Genomic DNA, 14,636 nt, shown 5'->3' on the forward strand with positions numbered 1-14,636 from the left:
CGCCCAGTCGCTCTGGCGGCATACTGCAAGTTAATCACAGCGCGGCTAAAATGGTTTCAGCTTTACTGACTTCAAACGTTTTTGGTGCTTCAACATTTAACAGTGTTACAACACCGTTTTCGACAATCATAGCATAACGCTGTGAACGCACACCGCCAAAATCAGCAGTTTCCATTGTCAGGCCAATCGCCTTATGAAACGCGCCACCACCATCAGCTAAAAATACAATTTCTTCCGCATTCTGGCTTTTTGCCCAGGCACTCATAACAAACGCATCGTTTACCGCAGTACACACAATAGCGTCAACGCCCTTGGCTTTAATTTGGTCGGCCAGTGTAATGTAGCCCGGTAAGTGCGCCGCTGAGCAAGTAGGCGTAAACGCACCAGGTACAGCAAACAATACCACTTTTTTGTTGGCAAAAATTTGGCTGGTGGTGGGGTTCATTACGCCTTCTTTGGTCAGTTGTGAAAAACTTACCTCTGGTAACTTGTCGCCTATTTTGATCATCGCTGTTTCCCTGTTAAGTTAATTGCTAAGCCACACTATTAAATAGCGGCGTTTATATACACATCAAACCGATTATTCTTACCCGTTACCGACATAGTCGGTGCCTTCCCAGCCAGAAAATCAGCATAGCCAGGCCGTTTCACCACCACCCTTTTTTGCGCCAGCAGCAATGCTGGTGCCAACAAGGCATCTGCATCGGTGTCACTACCCACAACATCGTGAAAGGCACGCATTTCCTTTTTTACCAAGGCAGTTTTATCCCGTGGCGGAAACATAGGATCTAAGTAAACCACATCCACTGTCGGGTGCTGTTGTAACGCATCAATACCCGGGCTATGCAGTAATGTCATACGCTTGGCTAACCAGTGTAGCTCAGTAATATTACAGCCCCGGCGTAACCCATCATATAACAGCGCTGCGACAACCGGATTACGTTCAACTAAGGTAACGCTGGCGCCAAGACTCGCCAGCACAAAAGCATCACGGCCAAGACCCGCTGTTGCGTCTAACACCGTTAATTCGCGCTTTTTATTCAAGCCACAGGCTTTGGCTATCGCCTCGCCTTTACCTCCACCATGCAAGCGCCGGTAACTGGCGGCACCGCTGGCAAAATCGACCACAATATCGCCCTGTTTTGGCAGCTCAGCGTTTCTCAGCACCAACGCATCATTATGCCAGGCTAAATGCCAGCCGCTTACTTCATCGGCAAGCGTTAGGCCAAACTGCTGACATAAACTAGCCGCATAGTCAGCATCTAGCAGTGAACTGGCTAAGATACTCAAGGCCATTACCGTGCCATACCGACAAAATTTTCGCCAACACTTAACGCTATGATCTGGCTTATTTGCTGCAGGCTGCGCCCCGACTCTTGCTGCCATACATTAAACTGCTGTTGAATTTGTGCCAAACTGCGTTTGCTGGTAATTCCACCGTCAAACACCCTGGTGGCCCGCAGGTATGCTTCAACATCCTCGCTTAAAATAAAGGTATCTTTACCAATAGCCCGCAATGCGTAGGGCCCGGTATTGCCGCCTAAACGTGCTCCGTGCTTTTTAAGATAAGCCCACAGGCCAATAATGTCACTGCTTGGCCAGTTGGCAATAAACTTGGCAAAACTGCCATGTTTCATCGCAATATCATCAATCATCATAGCGTTGTGGCGAATGGTAAACACTTTACTTGCGTTGCGGATAATACGTTCGTCGCGCGCTTTTGCTTCGAGCATTTCGTCGCTCATCAGTAAAATTTTTTCAATGGCAAAATCGAAAAACACCTCACAAAAGCCAGGCCATTTCTGCCTTACAACCCGCCAGACAAAACCGGATTGAAATACTTTTTTGGTTAGCTCACCTAGTAACAGGTTATCGGGGATGGCGGCAATATCGTCAGCGTTGGCACTTTGCCCAAGCAAGGCCTCCAATGCAGCCGCGCCGCCTTTACGCTCGCAAGCACGCTGATAAATACGCGCAAAAGATTCAGCAGTATCCATATTACTCTACTTTAGAAACTAAAACGGGCAACAGTCTAACTGCTGCCCTTATAATCCGGCCAGAACAATTACGTCAAATACTGTGGGTTAAAACACAGAACCGTTGCCTGCACCTTTTAACGTACAAACCCCATTTTCGAGTATCACTCCAGGCTTTGGCACCACTGCACAGTCGGACATTAAACCCAAGCGGGCATTTTCCGCTTTTTGTGCCGCATTATATTTACTAATCAGCGCCATAATTTCGCTTTCGTTGCCATCTTTAGTAGACAATGCAATATAACTGGCTGGCCCACCGCAAGGCTTACTACCAAACTCTACCACCCGGCACTGTTGAATGTTATCCGCTTGTGCGTCACCTATCAGTGCCATAATTTCGGCACGCATTGCCGATAATGGTTGCTGGTCTATCATTTGTTTCTTCCTCGCTTTAACCGCCGCCACCGGATCAGTTGTCGGATCAATTGGCTCGACCAACGGCTGAGGTGGCAATCGCTCGACACTGGGGTCGTTGCTGGCCTGGCCCTGTTGGCAAGCCGTCAGAGCAAGGGTTGTCATTATCAGTATCAATAACTTAGTGCGCATTTACTTTCCTCCGCTGTTTGGCATTGAGCTTGGCAGAGCGGGTATGAATTGGCAATGAATTGCTAAATTAATCATCACAACAGCAACTAGCCCGCTATGCCCATATGCCGCAGCAAAGCGGCATTGCTTGGCTCTCGCCCTCGGAAGCCTTTAAATAACTCCATAGGTTCCGCGCTGCCACCGCGCTCTAAAATCCAGCGCAGAAAATCACGGCCGGTGTCGGCATTAAAAATACCCTCTTCCTCAAAACGGCCAAACGCATCAGCCGACAGTACCTCAGCCCATAAATAGCTGTAATACCCAGCACCATAACCACCGGCAAAAATATGACCAAAACCATGCTGAAAGCGGTTAAAACGTGGCGGTATTATTACCGATACTTCTGTGCGGACGTCATCCAGCATCTGCTGCACGCGGCCGCCCTGCGCGGGGTCGTACTCGGCATGTAAACGAAAATCAAACAGGGCAAATTCCAGCTGACGGACAAGGAACATCGCCGATTGGAAATTTTTAGCGGCTAGCATTTTTTCTAATAAATCGTCTGGCAGTGCTGCGCCTGTTTCATAATGCCCGGCAATAATAGCCAGCGCTTCACTTTGCCAGCACCAGTTCTCTAAAAATTGGCTTGGCAGCTCCACGGCGTCCCATGCCACACCATTTATACCAGCGACAGCTGCAGCGTCTACTTTTGTGAGCATATGATGAATGCCATGGCCAAATTCGTGAAATAAGGTAACCACTTCATCATGGGTAAACAATGCCGGTTTGCCCCCGACCGGTTTATTAAAGTTACAAGTAAGGTAGGCTACAGGTGTTTGCACGCTGCCATCTGGCAGTATACGCCGGCCATGACAATCATCCATCCAGGCGCCACCGCGCTTTTTTGACCGTGCGTATAAATCTAAGTAAAAGCTGCCACGCAGTTCACCGGTTTGGTCAAAGATATCGTAAAACTTCACATCGTTGTGCCAAACATCAACACCTTCACGTTGGCGTACTACAACACCAAACAGCTTATTTAGCACAGCAAATAAACCGGCAACGACTTTGTGCTCCGGGAAATACGGCCGCAACTGTTCGTCAGAAATGGCATACCGGGCTTGCTTGAGCTTTTCTGCATAGTAGGTGACATCCCAAGCTGCCAGCTCATTAATACCAAACTCGGCGGTAGTAAAGGCGGTAAGTTCAGCTAAATCCTGCTCTGCCTGTGGTTTAGCGCGTTTAGCTAAATCATGTAAAAAGTCCAAAACCTGCGCCGGGCTTTGTGCCATTTTGGTAGCCAGTGACTCTTCAGCCGCGTTGTTAAAGTCCAGCAATTGAGCCAGCTCGTGCTTTAATGCCAATGTTTCTTCAATAATGGCGCTGTTGTCAAACTGGCCTGCTGTTGGGCCTTGATCCGACGCGCGCGTGCAGTAAGCGCTGTAAAGTGCTTCACGCAGCTGACGATTATCCGCATAGGTCATTACAGCAATGTAGCTTGGGAACTCCAGCGTAAACACCCAGCCGGTAAGGTCACGGCTTTGCGCTTCTTCTGCTGCAGCTAACTTAGCGTCTTCGGGTAACCCCGCAAGCTCTGCCGCATCAGTAATATGCTTGTACCAAGCCTGTGTGGCATCGAGGGTGTTGTTGGAAAACTGCGAGCTTAAATCGGACAAGCGGCTTTGAATTTCGCCATAACGCTGCTTTTTATCTGCCGATAAACCTATGCCTGATAGCTTAAAATCGCGCAATGCATTTTGAATAACCTTTTGCTGTGCCGCAGTTAAATTAGCGTAGTCAGTGCTTTGCGCCAGTTGCTGATATTTTTGATAGAGACCTTCGTGCTGCCCCAGCCAGGTGCTGAAATCAGACAGCAGCGGCAAGCAGCTTTCAAAAGCTTCACGCAGCGCGGTGCTGTCAACAACAGAGTGCATATGCGCAACCGGCGACCACAGCTTACTTAACCTGTCACTATCTTGCTCTAGTTGTTCAATCAGGCTATGCCAGCTTACTTCTGGCGCGGCAACAACCCGCTCAACAGCTGCGCGCGCCTGGGCGATAGCCTGCTCTACTGCAGGCTTTACCTGCTCCGGTGTAATGGCAGAAAAAGGCGGTAAATCAGGAAAAGATAACAAAACATTGTCGGTTGCAGTCATAAAAAACCTTAAAACATTAAATAATATGGCAATACACTAATGTTATTAATGTTGGGGCAATACGCCATATTGTCAATGCAAAGAAGAACGATTGGCGGCATAGATTTTAACTGACTATAATGTGCACAATTTGTTAATCAACGGAGTGAACTACAACATGAAAACACACTATAAAACGCTGGTTGTTAGCCTATTAAGTGGTTGCTTAAGCTTCCAAGCTCTGGCATCTGACATTGATGAAGCTATCGAGTCAGCCACCAAGCACTATAAAGCCGGCGAGTTGTCACAGGCCATTGCCCAGCTCGACTATGCCAGCACGCTTATTCGCCAGGAAAAAGGCGAGCAGGTAAAAAATGCATTTCCTCCTGCACCATCCGGTTGGCAAGCCGAAGACGCTAGCAGTGAAGTTGCCGGTGCAGCAATGTTTGGCGGTGGTATTACGGCATCTCGCAACTACTATAACGACAATCACCGTATTGAAATACAGTTAATGATGGACTCTCCTATGCTGCAGGCGTTTTCAATAATGCTAAGCAACCCGTCAATGATTGCGATGTCTGGCGGTAAGCTCATTAAAATACAAGGTATTCAGGCAGTGCAGAAAGTTGATGGCGATAACCTGGAAATCCAGCTTTTATCCCCTACAGGCGCCATGATCACCCTGCGTGGTGACAATGCCGCACAAAGCACTATATTAAAGCTGGCCAATGCCATCGACCTGAAAAAGCTTTAGTAAACGATATTTGCCCGGCTGGCTCCTGTGCCGGGCTTGTAAAACCCCTGGCGACACCCTATAAACAACACAGTGTATTTATCCGGAACTGTGTTATGACCCGTCATTTTAATTATCTTGCCATTGGCGCCGGCAGCGGTGGTATTGCCAGCGCTAACCGCGCAGCACAACGCGGTGCCAGCGCTGCGGTTATCGAAGCTAAAGCCGTTGGCGGTACCTGTGTTAACGTTGGTTGCGTGCCGAAAAAAGTGATGTGGTACGGAGCCCATATCGCTGAAGCGCTGAAATACAGTCCCGCTTATGGCTTTGATGTGTTACAAAATAGCTTTAATTGGGCCACGCTGGTACAAAACCGCGAAGCCTATATTCAGCGCATTCATGCCAGCTACCACAAAGGCTTTGCTAGTAACGGCGTTAACGTAATTGAAGGTTTCGCCACCTTTGTGGATGCCAAGACTGTCGAGGTTAATGGCGAGCGTATAACGGCTGATCACATTACCATTGCGGTAGGTGGCCGCCCGACACGGCCTGATATTCCAGGTGCAGAGCACGGCATTGACTCAGATGGTTTTTTTGCCTTAACAGCACAGCCGAAAAAAGCCCTGGTTATTGGCGCCGGTTATATCGCAGTAGAAATTGCTGGTGTGCTACATGCGCTGGGTACCGACACGCATTTGCTGGTACGCAAAGACCGGCCGCTGCGCAACTTTGACAGCGATATAACCGATATGCTGTTGGAACGCATGGCACAAGATAAGTTGAATTTGCACACCCAATCTAATGTTAATAAAGTAGAAAAAATGTGCGACGGCAGCTTAACCGTTAGCTGTGATAACGGCAGCGTGTTTACTAACGTAGATTGCCTTATTTGGGCCATTGGCCGCGAACCGGCTGCAGACAAGCTGAATTTGGCCGCGACCGGTGTAGCAACCGATAAAGACGGTTATATCCGTACCGACAACTATCAAAATACCAATGTTAATGGCATCTATGCCGTTGGCGACATTACCGGCGAAGCCCAGTTAACCCCGGTAGCAGTAAAAGCAGGCCGTTTGCTGGCCGAACGGCTGTTTAACCCTGCCTTGCCCGATGCACATATGGATTATTCACTTATTCCAACCGTAGTGTTCAGCCACCCTCCCATTGGCACTATAGGGCTGACAGAGGCAGAAGCGATTGAACAATATGGCGCCTCCAAGGTAAAAGTATACCGCTCTAACTTTGCTGCCATGTATAACGCCATTACCCCGCATCGGGCGCTTAGCCGCTTTAAATTGGTATGTACCGGCGACAACGAAAAAGTGGTGGGCTTACACGGTATTGGCGAGGGTATGGATGAAGTGTTGCAAGGCTTTGCCGTGGCAATAAAAATGGGCGCTACCAAGGCTGACTTTGACAACACTGTAGCGCTGCACCCTACTAGCGCCGAAGAATTTGTTACCCTTAGGGGCTAGTGTAGGAAAAGCATCCTACACATATCAATAAACCTGGAAAATAACCAATCACTGTCTATATTGGCTAGGCAGTGATTTTTTCTAAGGTGTATCACCGTCAACTGTGCGGTTTCGAATTATTATATAAGCTAATTTATCCCAAGCTTGGCTATTGTACCCCCCATAAAGATCATGATTGATGTCTTGCCAGTACCCCTCACAGCCCTTACTCACTTTGAGTAAGTTCAGGTAGTCTTTATCCACAATAATAAATTGTTTTTGATAAGGAATAAGCCAACGTGAACTTGGATTTTCGCTTAACACAGTTTTGGCTTGTTGGTATTGAGCAAACCACAGGTTAATAAGTCCTCCACAGGCTTTGGTATAGAAGACCTTGCCCATATCAGGTGTACTGTGCAGGTCTTCATTACCGGATAGCACTTTTTGGGCATGATGCCAGCTGGCGAACCCTATTTGTTGAGAAAGCATCGTCAAGCAATGCTTTAATTGCAGGTCATCGCCGTCCTTGATCTCCAGGCGCTTAAGCTGAGGTGCCATATGCTGTTGCAGTATCGGGTCACGTTTTATAGCCTTGAGCAACTTCTTGGCTTGAACTTTTACTTCATTTAATGCTAATTCCACTATGCCTTTTCCTCCATACTACCCAGGCTTTGTGGTATTAATCTGTGCAAGTGCGTCCATACCAGGCTTATCGCTAACAGAGCTGAAAGAACATGAGTGAGAGGAAAAGCATACCAAAGCGCGCTCAACTCAAATTTAGCAGAAATGAAAATCATAGCCGGTAGTAAAAAGACATAAATCTGCGCACTAGAAAGTAGCATCGCCTTTTTTGCCCTTCCCGTCGCCTGAAAAAACGCGATACATATAGCACTCACCCCTGCCAAAGGAAGCAACATAAACATTGTACCGATGATGGTTTCGCTATTTGCGAGCACGCTTTCTTGAGGACTAAATACGGTGATAATCTGTCTGGGGAAAACCTGCAAACACAATGTCATCACAGCCAGGTAACTGCTGGCCATAAAGGCGCCGGTTATTGCTGCGTTTTTCACCCTTAAAAAGTTCTTAGCGCCATAGTTGTGAGCAATGATAGTTTGACTGGCATGGCTTATTGCAATGAGGGGCAAAATCAAAAAGATGTTGATCCTACTCACAATGCCATAAGCGGCGAGCCATTGAGTTGAGCCAATCAGGTCACTTTGACTTATACGCGTATTGAGAAACACCATCACTACTGCAGCACCAAAATAGGAGATAAAGACAGGCATTCCTATACTAAGGAACTTGTTTATTATGCCAAAGTTCAGGGCAAAGCTAAGTTTCTCAATTGATAATAGTGGCGTAGGATTATTCAATAAACGTATGCCCAGTAATAGCCCCATTAATTGGCATATTATCGTTGCGTAAGCAGCACCACTGACACCAAAGTTGAACACGGCAATAAACAAGTAATCTAGTATTACATTGCTTACGGCGCCTAAGATGATAATTAGCAGCAAGCTCTGCATTTTGGTTTGCGCGCGTAATAGGTCTGTGATCAATGACAGACTCAATACGAGTACTGCGCCCATAGTCACTGGAATAAAATAAGCCCTTGCATCATCAAACAGTAAATCCGTTACGCCACTTGATCTTAGTAAAGGTGATGTAGCACTTAGCACCAGGATGGCAAGTACAATAGAAAGCAGTAATACCAGGGTAAAAGCATTATTGATGACGGTTTGTGCTTTTGAGTTTTGCCCTGCCCCCCAATATTGACTTACAACTATACTGACGCCATTGCTGATGAAAGCGCCCAATGCAATCACTAACATTTGCAATGGAAAGATTGCAGAAACCGCAGCAAAGCCAATATCACCAACATATTGAGCGATAAAATACGCATCAACCATATTGTATAAACCACTTAAAACCATGCCAAATGCCATGGGCAGTGCGATTTTAACGTACAAATTGCGAAGCTTTTCGCTTTCAAGTGAAGAAGGAGTGAGTTTGTGTTCAGGGTTTTCCTGACGCATATTTTGAGATGTCACAATTCAATTACCTCTAAGTATATATGGCATTCCGCAAAGCCTACTTAGTTCGTAATGAACTGATTAAAACATGGTGTCAGAGTGATATCATCTTAAGCGGAAAGGCGTCTCTGCAGCCTGCTGGAAAGACTATGTGAATTAGTGACGAATGTCAAAGACACTGTAAGTGGGAACTGCTTTAGGTTTACCTCGAGTTCACCCACCTGAATAGCCGCTATAGTTTTTGTAATTCATGTTGTTGCCTTTGCATACGGTTTCGGTTCAGCTTTCTTCGTTGCTGTCTGTGTTTAATTTTTTCTCTGGGAAAAACACATCATCAATACGCAAATTAAAAATGTTGGCAATATCAAATGCTAACTGTAAAGATGGGTCATGCTTTCCTCGTTCAACGGCATTAACCGCCTGTCGTGATACGCCAAGTTCCTGCGCTAATGTTTGTTGCGACCAATCACGTTCGGCGCGCAAAACCTTAATTCGATTCTTCATTGTCTCTCCAAACCAATAGTTGAACGATCAAACCATGGCCACCAAAAACCGCAGGCATTACAAAGGCTAGATTTACTTCTGGCATTGGAAACTTCATTGCCAGCATGCCGTAGATAAATGATGAAAAGCACAAAAGGCCAATCATCCATAAAAACGCTTCACCCGTGAGTGCTTTCATGTATTCATCAAGTGTGCGATAGCGAGTTCGGAAAATAAAAAATGCCCATACTAGCGGTGCGACAGGCAACACCGTCGCCGCTACATTGAGCCATGTCGGCATGTTTAGTAGCTCCAACGAAAATGCTTGAATTGCAATTAACAATAAAAACACAACCATGGCCGTCATAAAACGTTTCATGAACGTGATCTCAGCTTTTGATTTAGCCATAACATTCTCCTAAAAGTGTGCCCATCACTATTGATGGAATAACAGATTATATGACACCAACTCATTACAATATGTAAGGTATATATGACACAATGGCGCAATATCACGACCATATCAAGTTAACCTGACAAAACGATAGGTATTCTGTTTTTTCATTGCATTTTCAAGCGCCATAAGTAATGTTGTAATACTGATGCCTTTTGCAGAATGCATAAGACCAATACGGGAATAATTCTGTTAATGCCTGCTAGCGAAATAGACGTTAACTTAGATCACACCCTGCCAATGGTTTTGGCAGGGCCACTGCTCCGTGCAGTCACAGCGAAAAGCATTACGCTATGGCTGGCAACCAGGCAGCCAGTGCAGTTACAACTAGACCTCACACCTGATAACGCAGAGCCTATTTATTTCAGTGCACAACAGATGCAGCAATACACTCAGAGCATTCGCTGCGCAGGAAAGCTGTTTCTGCAGCTGATTCATATCCCATTACCACAAGCATTACCCGAAGGCTGCTGGATCGGGTATGACTTACGCCTAGCAAATAAAGAGGCCGGCCCACAGCCGGACTGGCTTGGTTGGCAACAATGGGCCCCTGATCTGATATACCCCGATCGTAGCAGCCCCGGTTTTGTTATTCAGACCAAGCTCACTAAGCTGTTACATGGCTCATGTCGAAAGCCGCATTTTGCTTCTGACGACGGTTTGCTAGCCGCTGATTATTACCTGCAGCAACATCCGCCAGAACAATGGCCAGCTTTATTGCTGATGAGCGGCGATCAGATCTATGCTGATGATGTTGCGGCGCCAATGCTAAAAGCTATTCATCAGCTTATCGGCCAACTGGATTTTGCCGATGAAAGCCTGCCTTGCTCTGTTGTTAGCCAGTCCGCACAGTTACATACTAGCCACCCTTACTATTACCGGCGCGATAGCTTACTGCCAAAAACGGAGGCCAGTCAGGCGGTACTCACTCAGGTATTTAAAGGCGTGAAGAAGCCGGTTTTCACCTCTGACAACGCCCGCAACCACTTAATTAGCCTGGCAGAAATGCTGGGCATGTACTTACTGGTGTGGTCGCCAGCAGGCTGGCAAACTGATGCAACAGAGCTAAGTACCGAACAGGCAAACGCACTGAGTGCCGAGCAGCAGCAAACCTACCAGACACAGCAAAAGATTATTCACCAGTTTGCTGCTGGCCTGGGTAAAGTAAGACGCTTACTGGCGCATTTACCCAGCGCCATGATCTTTGATGATCACGATGTCACCGACGACTGGAACCTAACCGCACAGTGGGAGCAAACCGCTTATAACCATGATTTCTCCCGCCGCATTATTGGAAATGCGTTGATTAGCTATTTGTTGTGTCAGGGTTGGGGCAATACGCCAGAGAAGTTTACGCCCGAGCTGTTACATCAGGCAGAGTTAGCCTTTAGCAACAGCGGCTCAGTGCAACACCAGCAACTTATTACCGACTTGTTACGTTTTAATCAATGGCATTATCAATGGCCTACCGAGCCCCCTCTTCTGGTGCTAGATACCCGCACCCGCCGCTGGCGTTCAGAAATCGCCTTAGGTAAACCCTCTGGCCTGCTAGATTGGGAAGCCATTACCGAACTTCAGCAAGATTTAATCGGCCACGATGCGGTGGTTCTGGTGTCCCCAGCGCCAGTGTTTGGCGTAAAGCTTATTGAGGGCATTCAAAAATTGTTTACGTTTTTTGGCAAACCGCTATTAGTAGATGCTGAAAACTGGATGGCACACCGCGGCACCGCTTACGCACTGATGAATCTGTTTCGCCACCCGAAAACACCGAAGCACTTTGTTATTTTATCTGGCGATGTGCACTACTCTTTTGTCTACGAGGTTAACCTGCGCGGCCAGCAAGACGGCCCTGATATCTGGCAAATTACCAGTAGCGGTTTAAAAAACCAGTTTCCGGTCAAATTGTTAGATGTGTTAGACCGGCTAAACCGCTGGCTATACTCGCCGCGATCGCCACTTAACTGGTTGACCAAACGCCGTAGTATGAAAATAGTGCCGCACAAACCTGACAATGCTAAAGCTGGCGAGCGCTTGCTGAATCAAGCCGGCATAGGTTTGGTAGAGCTTCATAGCGACGGCTCGCCTAAGCAGGTTGTTCAGTTTACGGTGCAAGGCCAGGCCATCGCTTTTAACATCAGCGAAGATGACGCGCGTTGGGAATAGCCGTTGTTATTGCTGCAGCTTAATTCTAAGCAAGTAACTACTAGCAGTAATATACAGCCAACTGTTATCCAAACTTAGCGCAACATTAGCCGCGGCAACACCGGTTTGTATGCTGCCTAAATGCTCACCGCCAGGCGAGATTACCCAGACGCCACCTGGGCCGGTGGCCAGTAATACGCCGGACGGTAGTACTTTTAAACCATCAGGCAAACCTGGTAGTTGCTTAACCTGGACGGTGGTATCAAAAAACAGCTTACCTTTACCCAGGCTACCATCGCTATTTACCGCATAACGCCACCACTGCGCCGCTGCAGGATCAGAATTGGCCACATACAGCCACTTTTCATCCGGCGAAAACGCCAGACCATTGGGTCGGGTTAAATTGTCAGCCAGTAGCGTGATATTGCCATCCGGCGCCAGCAGGTATACCCCATTTACGCTTTGCTGCTTTTCTGTTGAATTATCACCGCCTGCTAAGCCATACGGCGGATCGGTAAAGTAGTAAGCTCCGCTGCTATGCTGCACCAGATCGTTCGGGCTGTTTAACAGCTTGCCGTTAAAGGCTGTCACCAAAGTTTGATACTGCGGCACACCATTATCAAAGCCATTAAACAGCGCTAAGCGGCGATCGCCGTGTTGCGCCAGCACCAATTGCTTTTCACTGTTAAAGATCAGACCGTTCGCGCCCTGTTGGCGGTTATTCTGTGGGTACAAACCGGTGTAACCGGACGGCTGAAGATATACTGTTAAGCCTTGTTGTTCATTCCAGCGATAGACTTTATTTTGAGGTACGTCAGAAAACAGTATATCGCCGGTAACGGGTTCAGCTATCGGCCCTTCCGCCCAGCTAAACCCCTCGGCCAGCTGCTCAAGCTTTGCCTCTGCGGCTATCACCTTTTGCATATCAGGGTTAAGCGATGATACCGGCTGCTCAGGCCAGGGTGTGATATTGGCAAGTGCCGGGGCAATCAATAAACATAATGCAAAAGCTGAGAAACGCATAAAAAAATCCGGTAAGTCAGGCAAGTACTTGCAGGCTAGCATGAGTAAAGGTGAAACGTATACTAAAGGAAAGTTGCGGTTGCACAATTGTGCTAATTTTCGCAAAGTAAGCCCTTATACCATTGAGGCTAAACTTGGCATGCAAACATTCTCTGAACTTCGTACCCTGCTGGTGGGTTATGGTTACGCCGGCAAAACCTTTCATGCGCCGCTGCTGTGCGCAACGCATGGTATTAAGCTGACGCATGTTGCCTCATCTCAGGCGGCACAGGTTAAGCAGCAATTGGGCGCTGATATTATCGTGCTGGCAGATTACGAAACGGCCGTACAATTGCCAGATATTGATTTGGTGGTTATTGCCAGCCCAAACGATAGCCATGCGCCTTTAGCTGAACGGGCGCTGCGCGCTGGCAAACACGTCGTGGTGGATAAACCCTTTGCGCTTACTGTTAAAGAAGCCAACGCCTTAACCGCCTTAGCTGAAGAGCAACATCTGCTGTTATCCGTGTTTCATAACCGCCGTTTTGATGCCGACTTTCAAAGCCTGCAGCACTTGATCAACAGTGGTCGGCTGGGCCCAATTGCACATCTGGAATCCCGCTTTGACCGCTTCCGGCCAGAAGTGCGCCAGCGCTGGCGTGAACAAGCTGGCCCGGGTGCTGGGCTATGGTTTGACTTAGGCCCGCACCTGCTGGATCAATGTCTGGTGTTATTTGGCCTGCCACAAACGATTAGCGCCAGTTTAAAAACCGTTCGGCCGGATGCAACAACAACAGACTGGTTTAGCGTGTTGCTGGATTACGGTCACTTTAGCGTAACCCTTGGCGCCTCTATGCTGGCAGCGGCGCCCTCGGCCCGTTTTACTCTGCAAGCACAGCATGGTAGTTGGCAAAAGTTTGGCTTGGACATACAAGAAGATCAGCTAAAACAAGGCTTAACGCCAGCCGATGCCAACTGGGGCATTGAGCTCCAACCCGGCTTGTTGTATCAAAATGAGCAAATTACACCCTATAGCACGGCAGTGGGATGTTATCAGCAGTACTACACAGCGATTGTTACTGCGATTAATGGCGGTGGTAACAACCCGGTACCACCACAGCAAGCCTGTGCAGTAATGCACATGCTTGAGCTGGCCGAGCAATCAGCCAATGAAGCCAGAGTTGTACAGATTTTCGCAGGCAGGCAGTAAAAAGCCGATAGCTATATGGTGGTGGTTATTCTGCCCAACGTTGGCGGATAGCAAGAATTTCAGGCAGTTTCTGCTCTAGCAGCTCTACCAGTCTAGGTTCAAAATGCAGGCCTTTTTGCGCGTGCATATAGGCTAGTGTGTCTTCTATGCTCCAGGCTTGCTTGTAAGGCCGTGCACTGGTGAGGGCATCGAATACGTCAGATACTGCCACGATACGCGCTTCAAGCGGAATAGCTTCACCAACCAAGCCATGCGGGTAACCGCTGCCATCCCATTTTTCGTGGTGGTAATCGTGGTAGAACGACCCATTACTGAGCCGCCCCCACACAGATCCGGACGTGCGGAATTACCGCATCCGGCTCTTCAGTTATATATTCACTCGTGTAAAACACGCCCTTAATACCAGTCAACATGGATAATTCGCTT

Annotated in this window: 15 protein-coding genes; 4 read left to right on the forward strand and 11 right to left on the reverse strand. The window is 47.7% G+C overall.

All coding sequences use genetic code 11. From position 1 onward, the window contains the following. Window positions 1–34 precede the first annotated feature (34 nt). From H595_RS0113570 to prlC, 5 genes are all read right to left on the reverse strand, one after another. Window positions 35–508 (reverse strand): peroxiredoxin, encoded by a 474-nt coding sequence (locus H595_RS0113570; RefSeq protein WP_027671698.1) that lies wholly within the window; start codon window positions 506–508, stop codon window positions 35–37. Window positions 509–546: 38 nt separating this feature from the next. Next, on the reverse strand, window positions 547–1,296 hold the full coding sequence (locus tag H595_RS0113575; RefSeq protein WP_051219898.1) for a class I SAM-dependent methyltransferase: 750 nt from the start codon (window positions 1,294–1,296) through the stop codon (window positions 547–549). Further along, entirely contained in the window at window positions 1,296–1,997 is a 702-nt protein-coding gene (locus H595_RS0113580; protein WP_027671700.1) for a DNA-3-methyladenine glycosylase I, read from the reverse strand. The genes H595_RS0113575 and H595_RS0113580 overlap by 1 nt, the downstream gene beginning before the upstream one ends. A gap of 87 nt (window positions 1,998–2,084) precedes the next feature. Further along, window positions 2,085–2,582, reverse strand: coding sequence for a hypothetical protein (locus H595_RS0113585; RefSeq protein WP_027671701.1), 498 nt, complete (start codon window positions 2,580–2,582; stop codon window positions 2,085–2,087). An 86-nt stretch (window positions 2,583–2,668) separates the two neighbouring features. Beyond that, window positions 2,669–4,717: an oligopeptidase A gene (gene prlC, locus H595_RS0113590; RefSeq protein ID WP_037054819.1), complete on the reverse strand. Its 2,049-nt coding sequence runs from the start codon at window positions 4,715–4,717 to the stop codon at window positions 2,669–2,671. A gap of 157 nt (window positions 4,718–4,874) precedes the next feature. On the opposite strand from prlC, the gene H595_RS0113595 reads away from it, so the two are divergent. Further along, on the forward strand, window positions 4,875–5,450 hold the full coding sequence (locus tag H595_RS0113595) for a hypothetical protein (RefSeq protein WP_027671703.1): 576 nt from the start codon (window positions 4,875–4,877) through the stop codon (window positions 5,448–5,450). A gap of 95 nt (window positions 5,451–5,545) precedes the next feature. Next, a complete protein-coding gene (gorA, locus tag H595_RS0113600) occupies window positions 5,546–6,904 on the forward strand; it encodes a glutathione-disulfide reductase (RefSeq protein ID WP_027671704.1) in 1,359 nt (452 codons plus the stop codon). Window positions 6,905–6,985: 81 nt separating this feature from the next. Here gorA and H595_RS0113605 read toward each other — a convergent pair whose 3' ends face one another. The 4 genes from H595_RS0113605 to H595_RS0113620 all read right to left on the reverse strand — a co-directional run bounded on the left by H595_RS0113605 (window position 6,986) and on the right by H595_RS0113620 (window position 9,811). Beyond that, window positions 6,986–7,525 carry a hypothetical protein gene (locus H595_RS0113605; protein WP_027671705.1) on the reverse strand — a complete coding sequence of 180 codons (540 nt, stop codon included), beginning with the start codon at window positions 7,523–7,525 and terminating at the stop codon, window positions 6,986–6,988. After that, a complete protein-coding gene (locus H595_RS0113610; protein WP_156885986.1) occupies window positions 7,525–8,937 on the reverse strand; it encodes an MATE family efflux transporter in 1,413 nt (470 codons plus the stop codon). The genes H595_RS0113605 and H595_RS0113610 overlap by 1 nt, the downstream gene beginning before the upstream one ends. A gap of 261 nt (window positions 8,938–9,198) precedes the next feature. Beyond that, window positions 9,199–9,423: a helix-turn-helix transcriptional regulator gene (locus H595_RS0113615; RefSeq protein WP_027671707.1), complete on the reverse strand. Its 225-nt coding sequence runs from the start codon at window positions 9,421–9,423 to the stop codon at window positions 9,199–9,201. Next, window positions 9,407–9,811: a hypothetical protein gene (locus H595_RS0113620; protein WP_027671708.1), complete on the reverse strand. Its 405-nt coding sequence runs from the start codon at window positions 9,809–9,811 to the stop codon at window positions 9,407–9,409. Before H595_RS0113620 ends, H595_RS0113615 begins: the two co-directional genes overlap by 17 nt. A gap of 240 nt (window positions 9,812–10,051) precedes the next feature. Between H595_RS0113620 and H595_RS0113630 the strand changes: the two genes are divergently transcribed. After that, complete coding sequence (locus H595_RS0113630) at window positions 10,052–12,019, forward strand: alkaline phosphatase D family protein (RefSeq protein ID WP_051219899.1); 1,968 nt, start codon at window positions 10,052–10,054, stop codon at window positions 12,017–12,019. A gap of 6 nt (window positions 12,020–12,025) precedes the next feature. Here the strand turns inward: H595_RS0113630 and H595_RS0113635 are convergent, their stop codons facing one another. Beyond that, window positions 12,026–13,021, reverse strand: coding sequence for an SMP-30/gluconolactonase/LRE family protein (locus H595_RS0113635; protein WP_027671710.1), 996 nt, complete (start codon window positions 13,019–13,021; stop codon window positions 12,026–12,028). Window positions 13,022–13,061: 40 nt separating this feature from the next. On the opposite strand from H595_RS0113635, the gene H595_RS0113640 reads away from it, so the two are divergent. Next, window positions 13,062–14,210 (forward strand): oxidoreductase, encoded by a 1,149-nt coding sequence (locus tag H595_RS0113640; protein WP_240474900.1) that lies wholly within the window; start codon window positions 13,062–13,064, stop codon window positions 14,208–14,210. Window positions 14,211–14,235: 25 nt separating this feature from the next. Here the strand turns inward: H595_RS0113640 and H595_RS0113645 are convergent, their stop codons facing one another. Beyond that, window positions 14,236–14,538 carry an HD domain-containing phosphohydrolase gene (locus H595_RS0113645; protein ID WP_027671712.1) on the reverse strand — a complete coding sequence of 101 codons (303 nt, stop codon included), beginning with the start codon at window positions 14,536–14,538 and terminating at the stop codon, window positions 14,236–14,238. Between the last annotated feature and the right edge of the window lie 98 nt (window positions 14,539–14,636).

This window comes from Rheinheimera baltica DSM 14885 (assembly GCF_000425345.1).
GTDB classification, from domain to species: Bacteria; Pseudomonadota; Gammaproteobacteria; order Enterobacterales; family Alteromonadaceae; genus Alishewanella; species Alishewanella baltica.